At 51.0% G+C, this 19,619-nt stretch carries 18 protein-coding genes and 2 tRNA genes; 11 read left to right on the top strand and 9 right to left on the bottom strand.

The window, feature by feature from the left end; all coding sequences use genetic code 11:
- Window positions 1-95: 95 nt before the first annotated feature.
- Window positions 96-338: a YfdY family protein gene (locus tag FDX01_RS11220; RefSeq protein ID WP_115257853.1), complete on the bottom strand. Its 243-nt coding sequence runs from the start codon at window positions 336-338 to the stop codon at window positions 96-98.
- A gap of 439 nt (window positions 339-777) precedes the next feature.
- Between FDX01_RS11220 and lpxP the strand changes: the two genes are divergently transcribed.
- Window positions 778-1,698, top strand: coding sequence for a kdo(2)-lipid IV(A) palmitoleoyltransferase (lpxP, locus tag FDX01_RS11215; RefSeq protein WP_115257852.1), 921 nt, complete (start codon window positions 778-780; stop codon window positions 1,696-1,698).
- A gap of 41 nt (window positions 1,699-1,739) precedes the next feature.
- Here lpxP and FDX01_RS11210 read toward each other — a convergent pair whose 3' ends face one another.
- Window positions 1,740-2,354: a lysozyme inhibitor LprI family protein gene (locus FDX01_RS11210; RefSeq protein WP_137399783.1), complete on the bottom strand. Its 615-nt coding sequence runs from the start codon at window positions 2,352-2,354 to the stop codon at window positions 1,740-1,742.
- 342 nt (window positions 2,355-2,696) lie between these two features.
- Here FDX01_RS11210 and ypdK point away from each other — a divergent pair, with 342 nt between their 5' ends.
- A complete protein-coding gene (gene ypdK, locus FDX01_RS11205; protein WP_010723117.1) occupies window positions 2,697-2,768 on the top strand; it encodes a membrane protein YpdK in 72 nt (23 codons plus the stop codon).
- A gap of 67 nt (window positions 2,769-2,835) precedes the next feature.
- Here ypdK and alaC read toward each other — a convergent pair whose 3' ends face one another.
- A complete protein-coding gene (alaC, locus tag FDX01_RS11200) occupies window positions 2,836-4,074 on the bottom strand; it encodes an alanine transaminase (protein ID WP_115257850.1) in 1,239 nt (412 codons plus the stop codon).
- A gap of 387 nt (window positions 4,075-4,461) precedes the next feature.
- On the opposite strand from alaC, the gene FDX01_RS11195 reads away from it, so the two are divergent.
- The 3 genes from FDX01_RS11195 to FDX01_RS11185 are packed head-to-tail and all read left to right on the top strand — an operon-like array spanning window position 4,462 to window position 7,962.
- Window positions 4,462-6,159, top strand: coding sequence for a sensor histidine kinase (locus tag FDX01_RS11195; protein ID WP_137399782.1), 1,698 nt, complete (start codon window positions 4,462-4,464; stop codon window positions 6,157-6,159).
- Between the two features lie 14 nt (window positions 6,160-6,173).
- Complete coding sequence (gene ypdB, locus FDX01_RS11190) at window positions 6,174-6,908, top strand: two-component system response regulator YpdB (RefSeq protein ID WP_117343681.1); 735 nt, start codon at window positions 6,174-6,176, stop codon at window positions 6,906-6,908.
- A gap of 34 nt (window positions 6,909-6,942) precedes the next feature.
- Complete coding sequence (locus FDX01_RS11185; RefSeq protein WP_137399781.1) at window positions 6,943-7,962, top strand: hypothetical protein; 1,020 nt, start codon at window positions 6,943-6,945, stop codon at window positions 7,960-7,962.
- Between the two features lie 79 nt (window positions 7,963-8,041).
- On the opposite strand, the gene glk is transcribed toward FDX01_RS11185, so the two are convergent.
- Window positions 8,042-9,007: a glucokinase gene (gene glk / locus FDX01_RS11180; protein ID WP_096756277.1), complete on the bottom strand. Its 966-nt coding sequence runs from the start codon at window positions 9,005-9,007 to the stop codon at window positions 8,042-8,044.
- Between the two features lie 204 nt (window positions 9,008-9,211).
- Here glk and FDX01_RS11175 point away from each other — a divergent pair, with 204 nt between their 5' ends.
- Window positions 9,212-10,447 carry an ion channel protein gene (locus FDX01_RS11175; protein WP_137399780.1) on the top strand — a complete coding sequence of 412 codons (1,236 nt, stop codon included), beginning with the start codon at window positions 9,212-9,214 and terminating at the stop codon, window positions 10,445-10,447.
- Here the strand turns inward: FDX01_RS11175 and FDX01_RS11170 are convergent, their stop codons facing one another.
- Window positions 10,448-12,100 carry a thiamine pyrophosphate-binding protein gene (locus tag FDX01_RS11170; protein ID WP_137399779.1) on the bottom strand — a complete coding sequence of 551 codons (1,653 nt, stop codon included), beginning with the start codon at window positions 12,098-12,100 and terminating at the stop codon, window positions 10,448-10,450.
- 189 nt (window positions 12,101-12,289) lie between these two features.
- Between FDX01_RS11170 and mgrA the strand changes: the two genes are divergently transcribed.
- Window positions 12,290-13,288 (top strand): L-glyceraldehyde 3-phosphate reductase, encoded by a 999-nt coding sequence (gene mgrA, locus FDX01_RS11165; RefSeq protein ID WP_096756274.1) that lies wholly within the window; start codon window positions 12,290-12,292, stop codon window positions 13,286-13,288.
- 128 nt (window positions 13,289-13,416) lie between these two features.
- On the top strand, window positions 13,417-13,755 hold the full coding sequence (ypeC, locus tag FDX01_RS11160; RefSeq protein ID WP_096756273.1) for a DUF2502 domain-containing protein YpeC: 339 nt from the start codon (window positions 13,417-13,419) through the stop codon (window positions 13,753-13,755).
- Between the two features lie 31 nt (window positions 13,756-13,786).
- Here ypeC and FDX01_RS11155 read toward each other — a convergent pair whose 3' ends face one another.
- Complete coding sequence (locus FDX01_RS11155; protein WP_117343677.1) at window positions 13,787-15,025, bottom strand: Nramp family divalent metal transporter; 1,239 nt, start codon at window positions 15,023-15,025, stop codon at window positions 13,787-13,789.
- Window positions 15,026-15,369: 344 nt separating this feature from the next.
- Here FDX01_RS11155 and nupC point away from each other — a divergent pair, with 344 nt between their 5' ends.
- On the top strand, window positions 15,370-16,572 hold the full coding sequence (gene nupC, locus FDX01_RS11150; RefSeq protein ID WP_115257842.1) for a nucleoside permease NupC: 1,203 nt from the start codon (window positions 15,370-15,372) through the stop codon (window positions 16,570-16,572).
- 149 nt (window positions 16,573-16,721) lie between these two features.
- Here nupC and FDX01_RS11145 read toward each other — a convergent pair.
- Together FDX01_RS11145 and FDX01_RS11140 are read right to left on the bottom strand one after the other, a co-directional pair.
- Window positions 16,722-16,797, bottom strand: a tRNA-Ala gene (locus FDX01_RS11145).
- A 38-nt stretch (window positions 16,798-16,835) separates the two neighbouring features.
- Window positions 16,836-16,911 (bottom strand) — tRNA-Ala (locus FDX01_RS11140).
- Between the two features lie 221 nt (window positions 16,912-17,132).
- On the opposite strand from FDX01_RS11140, the gene FDX01_RS11135 reads away from it, so the two are divergent.
- The gene (locus FDX01_RS11135) at window positions 17,133-17,495 is read left to right on the top strand and encodes a YfeC-like transcriptional regulator (RefSeq protein ID WP_096756266.1); all 363 of its coding nucleotides are present in this window, start codon (window positions 17,133-17,135) and stop codon (window positions 17,493-17,495) included.
- 1 nt (window position 17,496) lies between these two features.
- On the top strand, window positions 17,497-17,889 hold the full coding sequence (locus FDX01_RS11130) for a YfeC-like transcriptional regulator (protein ID WP_096756265.1): 393 nt from the start codon (window positions 17,497-17,499) through the stop codon (window positions 17,887-17,889).
- Between the two features lie 56 nt (window positions 17,890-17,945).
- Here FDX01_RS11130 and gltX read toward each other — a convergent pair whose 3' ends face one another.
- Complete coding sequence (gltX, locus tag FDX01_RS11125) at window positions 17,946-19,361, bottom strand: glutamate--tRNA ligase (protein WP_115257841.1); 1,416 nt, start codon at window positions 19,359-19,361, stop codon at window positions 17,946-17,948.
- Between the last annotated feature and the right edge of the window lie 258 nt (window positions 19,362-19,619).

Raw genomic sequence — 19,619 nt, 5'->3', positions numbered from 1 at the left:
AAAGTGCCAGCATCGCTGGCACTTCAGGATATGAATATCCTGGATGAAAAAACGTGTGACACTCATTTTGTTATCATCATTAATGACACGTCGATTTAATGCTTCCCGTCACCGACCATAAAGCGGATGATCAGCCCACAGGTCGGAGCCAGAAAAAGAAATATTCCCGTAACCATTTCATCACCATGAGTCAGCCACAGAGTAGTGAAGTAAATTAATGCCGCCAGGATAGCCATGCCGATTAAAGAACTGATTGATGCCAACGCGCCCAAAACCTGCCAGATATAGCAACTAACGCACAGAATGCTCAATATGAGAAAGGTCCAGAAATAGAGCATAGCGGTACCTCCTGTCTGCCGTAAAACGTCATGTAAGTCCTTACACTCCTTGAATTTATAGTCTAAGACAATTCCTATACACAGGCAATCCAGGCAACATTTTTGTTACAATAAATACGGCTATGGCGGCGAACCTCGACATTCGATGGACAGTTAACCAGCACAAAAACAACAGGTTATACCCCTGTCCCTATTTCAGTTTCTCTCCCGCATAAACATTTACGCTTATTGAGGATTTATCTCTGGCTGACATTAATCTCTAGGTGGTAAAGTATAAGCCCGATCATTCATGCCCCCCCGTGGTTTTGTCCTGACTAAGTTTTACACTCTTTACAGGAACCATTGTCCTTCATGGTGGCCTAACGATCAGTATCAGAGTGTAACGCTGTCGACAAAGAATCTTCGCGATACATCTTATTAGTATCAACAACAGGTGCTTATGTTCCCCCAATGTAAATTTTCACGCGCGTTTTTGCATCCGCGCTACTGGCTCACATGGTTTGGTGTCGGTGTGCTCTGGCTCTTGGTGCAACTCCCCTACCCCGTATTGTGCTTTTTGGGTACGCGTACCGGAACGCTTGCTCGCCCGTTTTTAAAACGTCGTGAATCTATTGCCCGTAAAAACCTCGAACTGTGCTTCCCGAATCTGCCACAGGCAGAACGGGACAGACTGGTCGAAGAAAACTTTCGTTCTCTTGGCATGGCACTGCTTGAAACCGGCATGGCCTGGTTCTGGCCTGACCGTCGCGTGCGTAAATGGTTTGACGTCGAAGGTCTCGACAACCTGAAGCGTGCACAGTCGCAAAACCGCGGCGTGATGGTAGTAGGCGTACACTTTATGTCTCTGGAGTTGGGAGGCCGCGTGATGGGGCTTTGCCAACCCATGATGGCAACCTACCGCCCGCATAACAATAAGTTAATGGAGTGGATCCAGACCCGTGGTCGGATGCGCTCAAACAAAGCCATGATCGGCAGAAATAACCTGCGTGGCATTGTCAGCGCCCTGAAAAAAGGGGAAGCCGTATGGTTTGCTCCCGATCAGGACTACGGTCGCAAAGGCAGTTCGTTTGCACCCTTTTTCGCCGTCAAGGACGTCGCGACAACTAATGGTACCTACGTACTGTCACGTTTATCAGGTGCTGCGATGTTGACCGTCACCATGGTGAGAAAAACGGACAATTCTGGCTACCGTCTGTTTATCACGCCGGAGATGGAAGGTTACCCTACTGATGAGGGCCTGGCTGCGGCTTATATGAACAAAATAATTGAAAAAGAGATTATGCGTGCACCCGAGCAGTATCTCTGGATCCATCGTCGTTTCAAAACCCGCCCGATGGGTGAAGCCTCGTTATATACGTAAAAAGAAAGGCCATCTGGCCTTTCTTTTTTTCTGCGGCTGAATTACTTAATGCCCCATTTGTTCTGTAGTTCAGTCATCCGTAGACTGTATTCGCGGGAAAGACAGGCAGGCTTATCCTGCTCTTTCCAGCACTCGTTGCGGCCTTTGATCCAACCGCGCTGCTCGGCTTTCAGCGTCGAATCATTGTTTGATTTCACCAACGCCTGCTTGTAGATGCCATTCAGTTTCAAGTCCATTGCGGAAAGTGACGGGCTCTGACAAATAATGTCCTCCATACTTCCCTTGTCGACAGCGGCACAGGAGAAAGACGGGCCAGCATTCACCGATTTTTTCGCTGGTGCATAGCTCTTCTCATCGTCAGGCTGGCAAATACCGTGCTTACGATTAGGGCCAGTCCAGGAAACGGCCGGGCTACCGTCATCATTACGGGAAATAGAAACGGTATTTTTACCGCTTTTCGCTTCCCAGTAATTTTCGTTGAATGTCTTAACGGTGGCTTTCTCTCCATCAATCCAGACATTACCTTTACCATCACTATTCACACCACCAATACTTGCACAGCTGAAATTCAACGCCTGCGGAGCTGCCGCCATCGACGTCAGTGGGGTAAGAACGAGTGCTAACATCATTAATCTGGTCATTTTTAACCTTTTCATTATCAATTTTTGCGCAAAATTAGCCGCATTATGAGCATGGTGATATGAGAATTCTCTGAGTAATCAGCGCGTCGCTCAGTGGCGATTCATTGCTGAAGGAAATCAAACTGTCGCCGATTCACGACACATGTAAGTTATTAAAATTAAATAAAAAAATGCCTCTTGTCTCGCTTCATTTTTAGGCGTACATTAGCGCCGTCTGGAGCATTACAGCTCAGAATTCTGAGATGATGCAGCGAAACAAACGCGGGGTATTCTCCCTTTCGTTGACGCTGGCGTCAGCTCTCTATCAGGTAAGTGTATGTTCATTTAGGCGTGCTTTAATACGCGGAGTGATGAAAAGTGAAATATTTCTTTATGGGCATTTCATTTATGGTCATCGTTTGGGCCGGTACATTTGCCCTGATGATCTAGATTAAAAGATGCAGCAAAAAACAGGAGCCCTCAGGCTCCTGTTTGCTTTTGTGGGTTAACCATTTGGTTAATCGGCGCTTTCAGAGGCTGATTTCGTGCTGGAGGGCAGTAAACCATCTGCACGGAACATGGCTTTAATGCCTCGGATCGCCTGGCGAATACGGTCACGGTTCTCAATTAACGCAAAGCGCACGTGGGTATCGCCATAATCACCAAAACCCACCCCCGGTGACACGCAGACCTTCGCGTCATTCAACATTTTTTTAGCAAACTCAAGCGAGCCCATTGCAGCATACTGCTCAGGAATTTTTGCCCAGACATACATCGATGCCTTCGGCATCTCTACCATCCAGCCCGCTTCATGCAGCCCTTTGACCAGCACATCGCGTCGACGCTTATACTGCTCTGCGATATCCCGTACGCACTGCTGATCGCCTTCCAGTGCGGCAATGGCCGCAACCTGCAACGGTGTAAAGGTTCCGTAATCGTGGTAGCTCTTAATCCGCGCCAGCGCATTAACCAGCGTTTTGTTACCCACCATAAAACCAATACGCCATCCCGCCATGTTATAGCTTTTCGACAGCGTAAAGAATTCAACCGCCACATCGCGGGCGCCAGGCACCTGCATGATCGACGGCGCTTTCCAGCCATCGTAGACGATATCGGCATAGGCGAGGTCGTGAACCACCAGCACGTCGTAGCGTTTAGCCAGCGCGACCACTTTCTCAAAGAATTCCAGCTCAACGCACTGCGCGGTAGGATTGGATGGGAAACCTAAGATCATCATCTTTGGTTTCGGGTAGCTTTCACGGATCGCCCGCTCCAGCTCATTAAAGAAGTCGACCCCTTCAACCAGCGGTACAGAACGCACCTGAGCCCCGGCAATTACGGCACCGTAAATATGAATAGGATAACTTGGGTTAGGCACGAGGACCGTGTCACCGTGATCGAGCGTAGCCAGCATCAGATGCGCCAGTCCCTCTTTAGATCCGATGGTCACAATGGCTTCGGATTCAGGGTCGATCTCGACATCATAGCGGTCCTGATACCAGCGGGAAATCGCCCGACGCAGACGCGGAATACCGCGAGAGGTTGAATAACCGTGGGTATCCGGGCGCTGGGCCACGGTACACAGTTTTTCGACAATGTGAGGAGGCGTAGCCCCATCCGGGTTCCCCATGCTGAAATCGATAATATCTTCGCCGCGCCGACGCGCAGCCATCTTCAGTTCAGCAGTGATGTTAAAAACATAAGGGGGAAGACGATCAATACGCGTAAAGCGACGTTCAGGGCGGGAGTCAGCCATAGTATCCTCAGATTCACGTTAGCGCCCGGACCGTCCGAGCGACGCTGCCACGATGGTGGCACGTTTAGAAAATAGCCTGAATAAATTCCTTCTGTCGAGAGGCAACGCAAAATATTTTCTCCTGCTTTAAAAGAGGATCAATAAAAATAAACAGGGAAATAAACATTTTACGCAGCCTGCAAAAATCACCATTCATTAACATATTGAAGTCATAAATTTTACTCTAAAAATCAATCAATCCTGGAAAATTCGGAGAAACACACTTTTCCTTTACAATCCCCTTTTAATTATATGGTTTTCCCTCATTAGCCCGGCGCAATGGGGATGCTGGTCATCCTTGCTCAGGTTACCTATCATAGAGGTTTAATCTATTCGCAAGAGTCACCCGTGCACGAAATATTCAATATGCTGCTGGCGGTCTTTGATCGGGCAGCGCTGATGCTGTTCTGCCTGTTTTTTCTGATTCGTATCCGCTTGTTTCGAGAACTGTTGCACAAGTCAGCCCACTCCCCGAAGGAACTGCTCGCCGTAACGGCCATTTTCTCTATGTTTGCCCTGTTCAGTACCTGGTCCGGAGTACCGGTCGAAGGTTCTCTGGTAAACGTGCGTATTATTGCGGTGATGTCGGGGGGGATCCTGTTCGGCCCGTGGGTTGGCATCATTACCGGCATCATCGCAGGTATCCACCGCTATCTGATCGACATTGGCGGCGTCACCGCCCTGCCGTGCTTTATCACCAGTATTTTGGCGGGCTGTATTGCCGGCTGGATCAACCGTAAAATCCCCAAAGCACAGCACTGGCGTGCCGGTATTTTAGGTGGGATGCTGTGCGAAACGTTGACCATGATTCTGGTGGTCGCCTGGGCCCCCACCACCGAACTGGGACTGGATATTGTCTCAAAAATCGGTATCCCGATGATTCTCGGCAGCGTCTGTATTGGCTTTATTGTGATGCTGGTACAAAGCGTCGAAGGAGAGAAAGAGGCCAGCGCCGCCAAGCAGGCCAAACTGGCACTGGATATTGCCAACAAAACCCTGCCGCTCTTTCGCCAGGTCAACAGCGAGTCGTTACGTCAGGTATGCGAAATTATTCGCCATGACATTCACGCAGATGCGGTTGCCATCACCAATACCCAGCACGTTCTGGCCTATGTTGGCGTCGGGGAACTCAACTATCGCAATAACGATGACTTCGTCAGCCCCACTACGCAGGAAGCCATCAATCACGGCAAAATAATAATAAAAAACAATGATGAAGCGCATCGAACGCCGGAAATACACTCCATGCTGGTGATCCCGCTCTGGGAGAAAGGCGTCGTGACCGGCACGCTGAAAATCTACTACTGTCACGCCCATCAGATCACCTCCTCGTTACAGGAAATGGCGATCGGTTTGTCGCAGATTATCTCTACACAGCTTGAGGTTTCCCGTGCAGAGCAACTGCGGGAGATGGCAAATAAGGCAGAGCTACGTGCGCTGCAAAGTAAAATCAATCCCCATTTTCTGTTTAATGCGCTAAACGCTATTTCGTCATCGGTCAGGCTTAACCCAGATACCGCCCGCCAGCTGATTTTTAATTTGTCGCGTTATCTTCGCTATAATATTGAATTGAAAGACGATGAGCAGATCGATATTAAGAAAGAGCTGTATCAAATTAAGGACTACATCGCCATTGAACAGGCTCGCTTTGGCGATAAGCTAACGGTTATTTATGATATTGATGAAGAGGTAAGCTGCTATATTCCCAGCCTGCTGATTCAGCCGCTGGTAGAAAACGCCATCGTTCACGGTATCCAGTCGTGCAAAGGAAAAGGCGTGGTCACTATCAGCGTCGCAGAGTGCGGTAACCGGGTACGCATCGCCGTCAGGGATACCGGTCACGGTATCGATCCAAAAGTCATTGAGCGGGTCGAGTCCAACGAAATGCCGGGCAATAAAATCGGCCTGTTGAACGTGCATCATCGTGTGAAGCTACTCTACGGCGAAGGGCTGCATATCCGCCGCCTGGAACCTGGCACCGAGATTGCGTTTTATGTGCCCAATCAGCACTCCCCCGCTGCCGCACCGGCGACCTTATTGCTTTAACCAGGAGTGAAGTAGTGAAAGTCATCATTGTTGAAGATGAATTCCTGGCCCAACAGGAACTGAGCTGGCTGATAAAAGAACACAGCCAGATGGAGATTGTCGGCACGTTTGACGACGGTCTGGACGTGCTGAAATTTCTGCAGCACAACCGCGTCGACGCCATTTTTCTCGATATTAATATTCCCTCGCTGGACGGCGTATTGCTGGCACAAAACATCAGCCAGTTCGCGCATAAACCCTTTATTGTGTTTATTACTGCATGGAAAGAACACGCTGTTGAGGCGTTTGAACTCGAAGCATTTGACTACATTCTGAAGCCGTACCAGGAGTCACGGATTGTCGGAATGCTGCAAAAGCTGGAAGCAGCCTGGCAGCAACAACAAACGGGAACCCCACACATAACCCCCGTCACGCGTGAGAATGACACCATCAATCTGATCAAAGATGAGCGAATCATCGTGACTCCGATCAACGATATCTACTACGCTGAAGCGCATGAAAAGATGACGTTTGTCTACACACGACGGGAATCGTACGTCATGCCGATGAACATCAGCGAATTTTGCAGCAAACTACCAGCTTCACATTTCTTCCGCTGTCACCGTTCGTTCTGCGTGAATCTGAATAAAATCCGTGAAATCGAGCCGTGGTTCAATAACACCTACATTCTGCGGTTAAAAGACCTGGAATTTGAAATCCCGGTTAGTCGAAGTAAAGTGAAAGAGTTTAGGCAGTTAATGCATTTATAACACTTACCCCACAAAGAAAGAGCGCTGAGATTTAATGGCAAAGCTGACGGAAAAATATCAACGTGCATATCAGCGTGAATACGCGAAAGAAGCTGATCAAAATGCCCGGGTATGGATGGATACCGATGATTATTTAGCAGAATGTCTGGATACCCAGACGCAATGCCATAAAGATGCGTCACTGCAAGAGCAGATAAGGCTATGGCTTTTTATGCTGCGCATTAATCACAATCCTGATTTATTAGGATTTAAAACGGCCATCCTCGCCAACGATATGGCATTACTGCACGCTGCGCTGCGTCAGTCAGCCATGATCAAACATACAACACTCGGCGTAGATTCCGGATGCGACCACAGTATAAACATCTGGACGACCCTCGATATTCTTGCTGCCGGCCTATTTGCCCGCGTACCGCTGCTGTTACCTGAAAAATGGGGTCTCAGTGACAACGGTCACCCTGTTACTATAGCGATTGCTAATTTAGTCATGGCGCTGTGGTACAAACGAACTGATTTTGCGGCTGAAGCCAGTAAACGAGCGCAAAAGGTACTGGCGACGAAGCAGGCAGCCAGCGATGTATGTATCCTCCGTTATCTGATGGCGCTCCTCGAGGAGGATGTGACAGAAGCGGGCGTGCAGCTCGATTTATATTGTAAAAGCGTACCAAAGTTGAGGGACGCGGGTCTTACTAAGCTCAATAAAATGTTCTGGCCATACGCACATGGGCTATACAACCTGGCGAGTGTGGTGTGGGGCAGCGAAAAAGCCAGCACAATGTCAAAACCAGAAGCTGACTGTTTTCTGGATGACCTGGCAGAATGGCAAATTCAGCATAACTACCATCCCGGCGCGCTTTTTTTTGAATATCCTCAGCCAATCGACGTCATTAATACTCTTATTTCGTGTACGCCACCTGAATGCGTTTTGCATCAGCCTTATCTCGAGACAGATAAAAAATACAGAGAAAAAAGATACCTGCACGGCGAAATGTTTGAACAGCAGATGATAGCGATAGTACTGAACGAGATTGCGAGTAAAACTCACAGGACATAATGCGTTACCCTGACGGCGGCAAGGCACATTATTTATAGTGTGCCGGATAGGTGTTAATAGACACCATCCGGCAGGGATCTTACAGAATATGCCCCAACGTCTGGCGCAGGTGCGCACCGGAACCCAGCAGACCAGGGTTATCATGCACAATCAAATACACCGGAATATCCTGTACGTAGGCTTTAAAACGACCTTTATCTTCAAAGCCACCGCGGAAACCCGATGCTTTAAAGAATTCAAGGAAGCGCGGCACAATCCCGCCGGCAATATAAACACCGCCAAAGGTCCCCAGCGTTAACGCCAGATCGCCACCAAAGCGTCCCATGATCACGCAAAACAGCGACAGCGCCCGACGACAGTCAGTGCACGAGTCTGCCAGCGCACGTTCGGTGATATCCTTCGGCTGCAGGTTTTCCGGCAGACGTCCGTCGGATTTGACGATAGCGCGGTACAGGTTCACCAGCCCCGGACCGGACAGCACGCGTTCTGCAGAAACATGGCCAATCTCAGCGCGCAGGACTTCAAGAATAATCGCCTCTTCTTCGCTGTTAGGTGCGAAATCTACGTGACCGCCCTCTCCCGGCAGGCTCACCCAGCGCTTATCGACGTGCACCAGATGCGCTACGCCTAAACCGGTTCCCGCACCGTACACGGCAATCGGTTTACCTTCTACCGGCTCCGTGCCACCAAATTGGATCAAATGCTCTTTTTTCAGCATCGGGATCGCCATCGACACGGCGGTGAAATCATTGATGATTTCCAGATGGCTAAAACCGAGATTCTTTTTCATTTCAGCAATAGAAAACGCCCAGGTATGGTTGGTCATCGCCACCCAGTCGCCGGTAATCGGACAGGCAATCGCAATACACCCGTCTTCGACGCTGACGCTATGCTCATCCAGGTACACGCGAACCACGGCCTCAAGGCTGGGGTAATCCAGTCCTGAATAGGTCTTAGCCTGCGAAATTTCACCGCTGGCAATGTCGCACAGAGCAAGACGCGCGTTGGTGCCGCCAACATCACCTACTAAAGCATATTTTGTCATTCTTCTACTGCTCCGCTAAAGTCAGAATAAATCTTTGCCACACTGTAAATTCATGGGGGCATAACAACAACGGCCTGAAGGCTGATGCCGGTAAAATATCGACCCAGATCACAGAATTACTTTATCGTTTCAGCACCATTTGCAGCGATGTCAGCAGGCAGGCTGTGCAAACTATGCTTATGACTCTATTTGAGGGAATAGAAAATGCTCCATCCGCGAGCCAGAACGATGCTGTTGTTATCCACTCCCGCACTGATCATTGGCGTTGCCTCAAGCCTGGTGCTGATCATCGTCATGAAAGTGGCCGCCGTTTTACAGCAATTTTTATGGGAGCGCCTGCCCGCCAGCATCGGCATTGCTCATGACTCTTCGCTGTGGATAATCGCTATGCTCACGTTGACCGGGATACTGGTCGGACTCGTCATCCGCTACAGCCACGGGCATGCGGGACCGGACCCAGCCTGTGAACCGCTAATCGGAATGCCGGTCCCCACGTCAGCACTGCCGGGCCTGCTGGCTGCGCTGATCCTCGGCCTGGCCGGCGGCGTCAGTTTGGGGCCTGAACACCCAATAATGACCGTGAATATCGCGCTGGCGGCGGCGATTGGCGTGCGTCTGTTCCCTCGAATTAATAAGCTGGACTGGACCATTCTCGCCTCTGCGGGCACCATCGGAGCGCTATTTGGTACGCCTGTCGCCGCGGCACTGATATTTTCACAAACGCTGAATGGCTCCAACGATGTGCCGTTATGGGATCGCCTGTTTGCACCACTGCTGGCTGCTGCTGCCGGTGCACTGACGACTGACCTGTTCTTTCATCCGCATTTTTCATTGCCCATCGCCCAATATACTCAGCTACAGCTGACCGATATTTTTAGCGGCGCGGTGGTTGCCGCCATTGCCATTGCGGCAGGCATGGTGGCGGTGTGGTGTTTACCCCGTTTACATCAGTTGATTCATCGCCTGAAACACCCGGTACTGATTCTCGGCATTGGCGGCTTTCTGCTTGGGATTCTGGGCATTATTGGGGGACCACTTACCCTGTTTAAAGGGCTGGATGAGATGCAGCAAATGGCGTTTAGCCAAACGCTGGGGGCATCAGACTATTTCATGCTCGCGGTGATCAAACTGGCGGCGTTAGTGGTTGCTGCCGCCAGTGGTTTTCGTGGAGGACGTATTTTTCCGGCGGTATTCGTTGGCGTGGCACTGGGATTGATGCTGCATGCCCATGTCGAAGCGGTTCCGGCAGCAATCACCGTCTCCTGCGCCATTCTGGGGCTGGTGCTGGTTGTCACCCGCGACGCCTGGCTAAGCCTGTTTATGGCGGCAGTGGTGGTCCCCGATGCCACCCTGCTGCCGCTGCTGTGCATCGTCATGCTCCCCGCCTGGCTGCTGTTGGCAGGTAAACCGATGATGATCGCCAACCGCCCCGATCAATAACTATCCCCCGTTACGGGCTTCCAGCGCACGGGTCACCGTGCGCAGAAGCTCAGGCAGATCGGCTTTCGGCAACATCACTTCAATTAACGAAAGCCGCTGCGGGCGCGCCAGCCGGGCCAGAACTTCCTCCAGCTGTACAGCCTGCGTCACGCGCCAGCACTCCGCCTGACACTCGCGGCTCAGCGCCTGTGGCACCTGCGTCCAGTTCCATCCGGCAATGTCGTTATAACGCTGGTTTGCCCCGTGAATAGCCCGCTCCACGGTATAGCCGTCATTATTGAGCAGCAAAATAACCGGCGTTTGTCCGTCTCTGAGCATCGACCCCAATTCCTGAATGGTAAGCTGGGCAGCGCCATCGCCAATAATCAGGATCACCCGCCGATCCGGGTATGCCGTTTGCGCTCCCAGTGCGGCGGGTAAGGAATAACCAATCGATCCCCACAGCGGCTGTACCAGTACTTCCGCCCCGGAAGGTAATGATAGCGTAGCGGCACCAAATGCCGCAGTCCCCTGATCGACGAGGATAATGTCGTCAGGTGCCAGGTATTGCTGCACCGTGTACCAGAAATTTTCCTGTGTCAGCGGCCCCTTTTCAACCTGACGTCGCCCGACAGGCGGGCGTTCTGGCGGCAGAGAAAACGACAGCTCCAGGCACAGCTCCCGTAGCGTGGTAACCGCCTGCTCCATCGGGATGTTAAACCACTGGCTTCCCACACGTGAAGCATGCGGTTGAACCTCAATCGTGCGCTCCTGCGGCAAGCATTGCGTAAAACCGGCGGTTAGCGTGTCGACAAAACAGGTACCCACGCAAATAACGGTGTCGGCATCTTCTATCGCCCGGCGCACATATTCACTGCTGGCCCCCGCGCTGTAGGTGCCAACAAACGCAGCATGACGTTCATCAAAAAGCCCTTTACCCATTAACAATGTGGCATGAGCCATCGGCGTTTCTGCCATCCAGCGCTGCAAAACAGGTTGCAAACCAAAGCGCTGCGCAAGAAAATCCGCCAGCAACGCCACGCGCGAGCTGTCCAACAAGCGCTCACGGGCCTGATAGCGAAACGCCGCAACGACGCTACTTTCCGATTCACTCAGAGGAATAATCAGTCTGTCCTGTGGGGGCGTGGCGGGCTGTTTGGCGACATCGGCAGGCAACATCAGATACCCTGGCCGACGTTCGGTTAACATGACCCGTAGCACACGGTCAATTTCATAGCAGGCGTTTTGGGCATCAAGCACCGCGCTGGCCGCCGTTACCGCTTGATGCATGCGATAAAAATGCAGAAAATCGCCGTCGCCCAGGGTGTGATGCATCAGCTCCCCACGCCGCTGAGCGCCGCTGCACGGCGCACCCACTATCTGCAGCACGGGTACATATTCTGCGTAACTGCCTGCGATTCCATTAATGGCGCTTAACTCCCCAACGCCAAAGGTGGTGAGAAGCGCCCCTGCCCCGGCGACCCGGGCATAGCCATCCGCCGCATAAGCCGCATTTAATTCGTTTGCGCAGCCAACCCAACGCACGTCGGGGTGGTCAATCACGTGGTCAAGAAACTGCAAATTATAATCGCCCGGCACACCAAAAAGATGGCCAACACCACACCCTGCCAGTCTGTCCAGCAGGTAATCAGCAACGGAATACGCGGTTTGCATGACAGCTATCCTTCTGACGGTAACCTCATGTTGAGTATCGAAGAACTGTGATGACTGTCCAGAAAACACGACGTGGGGGGGTGGAAAGCAGGGTTTACAGTTTTGCCGGTGAAATACCATTGAAGAATCGACCGTGTAACCGTATACACTAAAACATATACGTCATCTTGATATCAGGAAGGGGTCTACATGGTTTATCACGCGGATGAAAATCGCTATCAGACAATGGAGTACCGCCGCTGCGGTCAGAGCGGACTCAAGCTACCGGTTATCTCTCTGGGCTTATGGCACAATTTTGGCGACACCACGCAGGTAGAAAACAGCCGAAGCCTGCTACAGCGCGCGTTCGATCTGGGGATCACCCATTTTGATCTCGCCAATAACTACGGCCCACCGCCGGGCTCTGCCGAGCGAAATTTTGGCCGTATTTTGCAGGAAGATTTTTTACCGTGGCGGGACGAACTCATTATTTCCACCAAGGCGGGCTACACCATGTGGGATGGCCCCTACGGCGACTGGGGTTCGCGTAAATACCTGATTGCCAGCCTCGACCAGAGCCTGAAACGTATGGGTCTGGAGTACGTGGATATCTTCTACCACCATCGTCCCGATCCCGAAACGCCGCTCACAGAAACCATGAAGGCGCTGGATCACATTGTTCGCCAGGGAAAAGCGCTGTATGTCGGGCTGTCTAACTATCCCGCCGACCTTGCCAGACAGGCGATTGAGATCCTCGACGACTTAGGTACCCCGTGCCTGATTCATCAGCCGAAATATTCCATGTTTGAACGTTGGGTTGAAGGGGGATTGTTGTCACTGTTGCAGGAAAAAGGCGTGGGCAGTATCGCTTTCTCTCCGCTGGCGGGCGGGCAGTTAACCGACCGTTACCTGAACGGGATCCCGGCGGATTCTCGTGCGGCAAGCGGTAGCCGTTTTCTCAACCCGGATCAGATAACGCCAGAGAAACTGGAAAAAGTCCGCCAGCTGAACGCAATGGCTGAGCGTCGGGGACAAAAGCTCTCCCAAATGGCCCTGGCTTGGGTGTTGCGAGAAGACAAAGTCACCTCAGTGTTGATTGGTGCCAGTAAAACAGCGCAAATTGAAGATGCTGTTGGCATGCTGGCAAACCGTCATTTGTCTGCAGAAGAATGCGCGGAGATTGACGCCATCCTGAATTGTTTGAAATAAAGACACATTTATTAACAAAAAGTGCTCTCTTTCATGATTTAAGAGTTCAGGCGATTAAACGGGGCTTTACTGCCCCGTAATATTGCATTAACAGGCCGGCTACGGCTCGATCGTGAAGGAGAGAAAAAATGTTCAGGTCACTGATTCTGGCTGCAGCCTTATTGGCTTTCACGCCGCTGGCCGCAAACGCTGGTGAAATCACCCTGCTGCCATCAATAAAATTGCAAATTGGCGATCGCGATAATTATGGTAACTACTGGGACGGCGGCCACTGGCGCGACCGGGGTTACTGGCACAATAATTATGAATGGCGCAAAAATCGCTGGTGGCGTCATGATAACGGTAATCATCGTGGCTGGGATAAGCGCAAAGCTTACGAGCGCGGTTACCGTGAAGGCTGGAACGATCGCGATGACCATCGCGGTCGCGGCAAAGGCCACGGACGTGGTCATGGCCACCATCATTAATGTAACAAAAGAGCCTACGGGCTCTTTTTGCTTACAACCCGAGCGCCGTCCCTACCAGCAGCCAGAGATTTAGCGCCACCACCAGTACCACAATCATCCAGCCAACATATTTAACCCAGACGGTGTTAACTAAATCCCCCATTAACGTACCGTTACTGGTGAATATCAGGAGTGGTACCAGCGCCAGCGCGATACCGAAACTCAGCAACACCTGACTCATGACCAGAATACGGGTGGGATCCAGTCCCATCAGAATGACGATGAATGACGGCATCATAGTAACCGTACGACGAACCCACAGCGGGATATGAAAACGGATAAACCCCTGCATCACAACCTGTCCGGCCAGCGTGCCGACAACCGTTGAAGAAAGCCCCGCCGCCACCAGGCTGAGACCAAATACCGTCGCCGCCGCATGACTCAACAACGGTTCCAGCGTCAGATAAGCCTGATCGAGATCGGTAATGCCGGTATGACCGCTGAAGTGAAAGGCTGCGGCAGCAGTAGCCATCATTGCCAGATTGACAAACCCGGCAATGGTCATGGCGATAGCCACATCCCACTTAGTTGCCGCGTAGCGCTGTTGCCGTGTCCCGCCATGCAGATGCTGAGTTAAAGAGGAGTGCAAATAAATGACGTGCGGCATAATGGTCGCGCCGAGTACGCCGGCTGCCAGAAAGACCGCCTCAGAGTTCGGCAGACTGGGAATGATCATGCCCTTACTCAGCTGCGCCAGATTCGGCTGCGAGAAGATCAGTTCGACAATATATGCCGCGGCCACAAACAACAGTAATCCACCAATTACTTTTTCCAGTGGTTTTTGCCCGCGACGTTGCAGCATCAGGATTAAAAATGTGGCGATACCGGTCAGCACCGCCCCCTGTAACAGCGAAACGCCGAGGATCAGCTTAAAGCCAATCGCGGCACCGATAAATTCAGCAAGATCGGTCGCCATGGCAATGATTTCAGCCTGCACCCAGTAAAACCACACCACCGGACGTGGGTAGTGATCGCGAATTTGCTCGGCGAGGTTTTTTCCAGTAGCAATCCCCAGCTTGGCCGACAATACCTGAATCAGCATTGCCATCAGGTTGGCCCAGACGACGACCCACAGCAGTTTATAGCCAAAGCTAGCTCCTGCCTGGATGTTGGTGGCAAAGTTACCGGGGTCGATATACCCGATAGCCGCGATGAATGCAGGTCCCATTAACGCAAGTTTCAGCTTGCGTGCTGCCCGTCCACTGCTTGTCTCAACGCGATCGTTCGTCATTTTCGTGCCTCAAAAACATAGCCTTTGCTATGTTTCAAACTACGCCAGTTGAGAATGATTATCAAATTCATTTTGATGGATAAAAATGATTTCTTTGATAGCGTTGGTCTATAAATAGATCAGGGAACTGGAAACGCAGATGAGATGTTTAATTAATGTTATGAGATTAGCACAATGACATAACTTTTCACTTCCATACTAAACATCACGGAAGTGTATTACCGATCACTAATTTTGAATCTCGTCACAGGTCCTTATTATAGTGTGTGTTTGATCTCGTTTTCTTTGGTGTTGTTGCATAGAATGTGCACGGAAATTAAACCTGCCTCATGTTTGGAGCAAATATGGACCGCGTTCTTCATTTTGTCCTGGCCCTTGCCGTGGTTGCGGTACTCGCACTGCTGGTAAGCAGTGACCGTAAACAAATTCGCATTCGTTATGTTATTCAATTACTTGTTATCGAAGTGTTACTGGCGTGGTTCTTCCTGAATTCTGATGTCGGGCTGGGCTTCGTGAAAGGCTTCTCCGAGATGTTTGAAAAACTGCTCGGTTTTGCTAATGAAGGGACAAACTTTGTCTTCGGCAGCATGAACGATAAAGGTCTGGCATTCTTCTTCTTGAAAGTACTGTGCCCAATCGTCTTCATTTCCGCCCTGATCGGTATTCTGCAGCATATCCGCGTTCTGCCTATTATCATCCGCGCAATTGGATTTTTGTTATCCAAAGTCAACGGTATGGGCAAGCTGGAGTCCTTCAACGCCGTCAGCTCGCTGATCCTGGGTCAGTCTGAAAACTTTATTGCCTATAAAGATATTCTGGGCAAGATGTCACGCAACCGCATGTACACCATGGCCGCGACGGCAATGTCCACCGTTTCCATGTCCATCGTCGGCGCGTACATGACCATGCTGGAACCAAAATACGTTGTTGCTGCATTGGTTCTGAACATGTTCAGCACCTTTATTGTACTGTCGCTGATCAACCCTTACCGCGTGGATGCCAGCGAAGAAAATATTCAGATGTCTAACCTGCATGAAGGACAGAGCTTCTTCGAAATGCTGGGTGAGTACATTCTGGCAGGCTTCAAGGTCGCGATTATCGTGGCAGCAATGCTGATCGGTTTCATCGCGCTGATTGCCGCGCTGAACGCCTTGTTTGCCACCGTCACCGGCTGGTTTGGCTACAGCATCTCCTTCCAGGGCATCCTGGGCTACATCTTCTACCCGGTTGCGTGGGTGATGGGTGTACCGTCCAGCGAAGCGCTGCAGGTGGGCAGTATCATGGCGACTAAACTGGTTTCCAACGAATTCGTGGCCATGATGGACCTGCAGAAAATCGCGTCTACGCTCTCTCCACGCGCGGAAGGTATTCTGTCTGTGTTCCTGGTCTCCTTCGCTAACTTCTCTTCCATCGGTATCATTGCAGGCGCAATCAAAGGCCTGAACGAAGAGCAAGGCAACGTGGTATCCCGCTTTGGTCTGAAGCTGGTATACGGCTCTACGCTGGTGAGCGTACTGTCCGCATCCATCGCAGCACTGGTGCTGTAAGACAGTAGCATCGCAATCGTAGTGACTCGGCCGGGGAGATTCTCCCCGGTTTTTTTATGTCCGTCATTTGGTGATCTGACAGAGGAAGCAGAGGATCGTGCAGGAAGTAGAAACAAAAAACCCCCGCTTTTCAGCGAGGGTCTTAATTTTGGTGGAGCTAAGCGGGATCGAACCGCTGACCTCCTGCATGCCATGCAGGCGCTCTCCCAGCTGAGCTATAGCCCCACGATGTCTTTACGTACCAAATTTAGTGGGATTAAATTTGGTGGAGCTAAGCGGGATCGAACCGCTGACCTCTTGCATGCCATGCAAGCGCTCTCCCAGCTGAGCTATAGCCCCGTCACGTAAAGCTTGTCGAGTTGACGGGCGGCATAATATGAATTCCCTTCGCGCGTGTCAACGGCAAAATTAACTCACTGAATTCAATCGCTGAAAAAGCAGGCAAATGAAGAACATTGCGCAACAACTCGCATTCAGTAGTTAAACGCGTCACGGTTTCTAGTAAAATGGTGCTATAAACTGAACCACTAATTAACCCCACGACTACTCAGGGAATCGTTATGTTCAAGGAACGGATGACGCCAGAAGAACTTGCTAATCTGACCGGTTACAGCCGGCAGACCATTAATAAATGGGTGCGCAAGGAAGGCTGGGCTACGTCACCAAAACCGGGCGTTCAGGGCGGAAAAGCTCGTCTGGTTCACGTCAACGAACAAGTTCGCGAATACATTCGCAGTGCAGAGCGTTCAGCTGAAGGTTTATCAGACAACTTATCTTTAGCTGGCGACTCTTCTATTGAAACACTGCTGATCACCCTCGCGAAAGAAATGACGCCAGCAGAACAGAAAATGTTTACGTCATTGATCCTGCGTGAAGGCATTACCGGTTTGTTACAACGCTTAGGGATCCGCGACAGCAAATAATATGAAAAAATTACGCAGCAAAATGACCACCGAAGAGCTGGCTGAATGTCTCGGAGTCGCGAAACAAACGGTCAATCGTTGGATCAGAGAACAAAACTGGAAAACCGAAAAGTTTCCCGGTGTGAAGGGCGGTCGCGCAAGGCTTATTCATATTGATGCCGGCGTGCGGGAATTTATTCTCAATATCCCAGCTTTTCGCAAAATCCCGGAATTTTATCAGGCTGAAGAACCCGTTGCAGAATACACGCACGTTGTCCGTAGCCACGCCTGTCGCCAAATAATCAGCGCGTTGGATAACATGTCACCAGCGGAACAAGAAAAACTGGCGCTGTTTCTTTCGCGCGAAGGTATCCGTAGTTTTCTCACCCGTCTAGGCATTGATGAATCCGAATAAATGCCAAAAAAAACGGCAGGATCTGCGCCTGCCGTTTTGTTGTCTCTCTGACTGTCTTACTGCTGCTTTTCACGCTCAGCAATAAACGCCAGCGCTTTGTTAATACGTTCAACGCTGCGGGATTTACCAATCGCATGCACCGTAACGTCTAATCCTGGAGACTGGCCTGCACCGGTAACCGCAACGCGCAGCGGCATACCGACTTTACCCATCCCCACTTCCAGCTCATCAGCGGTAGACTGAATGGCGTGATGTACGTTTTCAGCGGTCCATTCGGTGATGGCCGCAATTTTATCACGCACCACTTCCAGCGGCTGACGCGCAACCGGGCGCAGGTGTTTCTTCGCAGCATCCGCATCGAACTCAGCAAAGTCTTCATAGAAGTAGCGGCAGCTCTGCGCCATCTCTTTCAGGGTTTTGCAGCGCTCGCCCAGCAGTTTTACCAGCTCGGACAATTGCGGACCCACGCGGGTATCGATATTTTCCTGCTCAATGTGCCACTGCAGATGCGTTGCCACATATTCAGGTGCCAGAGTGTTAATGTAGTGATGGTTCAGCCACTGCAGTTTTTCGGTATTGAATGCGCTCGCCGATTTGCTTACCGCACCAAGAGAGAACAGCTTGATCATCTCTTCGCGGGTGAAGATTTCCTGATCGCCGCTGGACCAGCCCAGACGCACCAAATAGTTCAGCAGCGCTTCCGGCAGGTAACCATCGTCGCGATACTGCATCACGCTGACCGCACCGTGACGTTTGGACAGTTTTTTACCGTCGTCGCCGTTGATCATCGACACGTGCGCGTAAACCGGCACCGGCGCGTTCAGCGCCTTCAGGATGTTGATCTGACGCGGGGTGTTGTTGATATGGTCTTCACCACGAATAACGTGGGTAATTTCCATATCCCAGTCATCAACAACCACACAGAAGTTATAGGTTGGAGAACCGTCGGTACGGCGGATGATCAGATCGTCGAGTTCCTGGTTGCTGAATTCGATCGGCCCACGGATCTGGTCGTCAAAAATAACGGAACCGTCCTGCGGGTTGGCAAAACGCACCACGCAAGGTTCGTCATCGGCGTGATGTTCGTGGCCGTGGCGGCAGCGACCGTCATAACGTGGCTTCTCACCTTTCGCCATCTGATCTTCACGCAGCTGTTCCAGACGCTCTTTGGAGCAATAGCATTTATACGCTGTACCCGCTTCCAGCATCTCATCAATAACGGCGTTGTAGCGATCAAAACGTTTGGTCTGGAAGTACGGACCTTCATCCCACTCCAGATTCAGCCAGTTCATGCCATCCATAATGGCTTCGATAGCTTCCGGCGTGGAGCGTTCGAGATCGGTGTCTTCAATACGCAGCACAAACTCACCGCTATGGTTACGTGCAAAAAGCCAGGAATAAAGAGCAGTACGCGCACCGCCGACGTGCAGATAACCTGTCGGGCTAGGCGCGAAGCGAGTTTTGATTTTCATGAAATGGCCTTACGTTTATAAAGATGCCGACAACCGGCAAATCCTGGGAAGATTATCAGGCCCGTATTCTATCACCGTGGTCTGATTCCTCAATGTTGTTCAGGTTGGAACATCACGCTTTGCCATTTTCGTATACAAATCATGCCGCATGGACTGTTTTGCGATCGTTTTGTTTAAATTTACGACGAACGAACAATTTCTTTAGAAAATGCGTTGACTCATTTTCAACTCTCCCTATAATGCGACTCCACACAGCGG

It is taken from the genome of Citrobacter sp. wls613 (assembly GCF_005281195.1).
GTDB lineage: Bacteria > Pseudomonadota > Gammaproteobacteria > Enterobacterales > Enterobacteriaceae > Citrobacter > Citrobacter gillenii.
The sequence above is the reverse complement of the archived record's forward strand: the minus strand, read 5'-3'. Positions and strand labels throughout refer to the sequence as shown.

Coding starts and splice junctions, on each gene's coding strand:
- FDX01_RS11220 (WP_115257853.1), bottom strand. CDS start 338: ATGCTCTATTTCTGGACCTTTCTCATATTGAGCATTCTGTGCGTTAGT.
- lpxP (WP_115257852.1), top strand. CDS start 778: ATGTTCCCCCAATGTAAATTTTCACGCGCGTTTTTGCATCCGCGCTAC.
- FDX01_RS11210 (WP_137399783.1), bottom strand. CDS start 2,354: ATGAAAAGGTTAAAAATGACCAGATTAATGATGTTAGCACTCGTTCTT.
- alaC (WP_115257850.1), bottom strand. CDS start 4,074: ATGGCTGACTCCCGCCCTGAACGTCGCTTTACGCGTATTGATCGTCTT.
- FDX01_RS11185 (WP_137399781.1), top strand. CDS start 6,943: ATGGCAAAGCTGACGGAAAAATATCAACGTGCATATCAGCGTGAATAC.
- glk (WP_096756277.1), bottom strand. CDS start 9,007: ATGACAAAATATGCTTTAGTAGGTGATGTTGGCGGCACCAACGCGCGT.
- FDX01_RS11175 (WP_137399780.1), top strand. CDS start 9,212: ATGCTCCATCCGCGAGCCAGAACGATGCTGTTGTTATCCACTCCCGCA.
- FDX01_RS11170 (WP_137399779.1), bottom strand. CDS start 12,100: ATGCAAACCGCGTATTCCGTTGCTGATTACCTGCTGGACAGACTGGCA.
- mgrA (WP_096756274.1), top strand. CDS start 12,290: ATGGTTTATCACGCGGATGAAAATCGCTATCAGACAATGGAGTACCGC.
- ypeC (WP_096756273.1), top strand. CDS start 13,417: ATGTTCAGGTCACTGATTCTGGCTGCAGCCTTATTGGCTTTCACGCCG.
- FDX01_RS11155 (WP_117343677.1), bottom strand. CDS start 15,025: ATGACGAACGATCGCGTTGAGACAAGCAGTGGACGGGCAGCACGCAAG.
- nupC (WP_115257842.1), top strand. CDS start 15,370: ATGGACCGCGTTCTTCATTTTGTCCTGGCCCTTGCCGTGGTTGCGGTA.
- FDX01_RS11135 (WP_096756266.1), top strand. CDS start 17,133: ATGTTCAAGGAACGGATGACGCCAGAAGAACTTGCTAATCTGACCGGT.
- FDX01_RS11130 (WP_096756265.1), top strand. CDS start 17,497: ATGAAAAAATTACGCAGCAAAATGACCACCGAAGAGCTGGCTGAATGT.
- gltX (WP_115257841.1), bottom strand. CDS start 19,361: ATGAAAATCAAAACTCGCTTCGCGCCTAGCCCGACAGGTTATCTGCAC.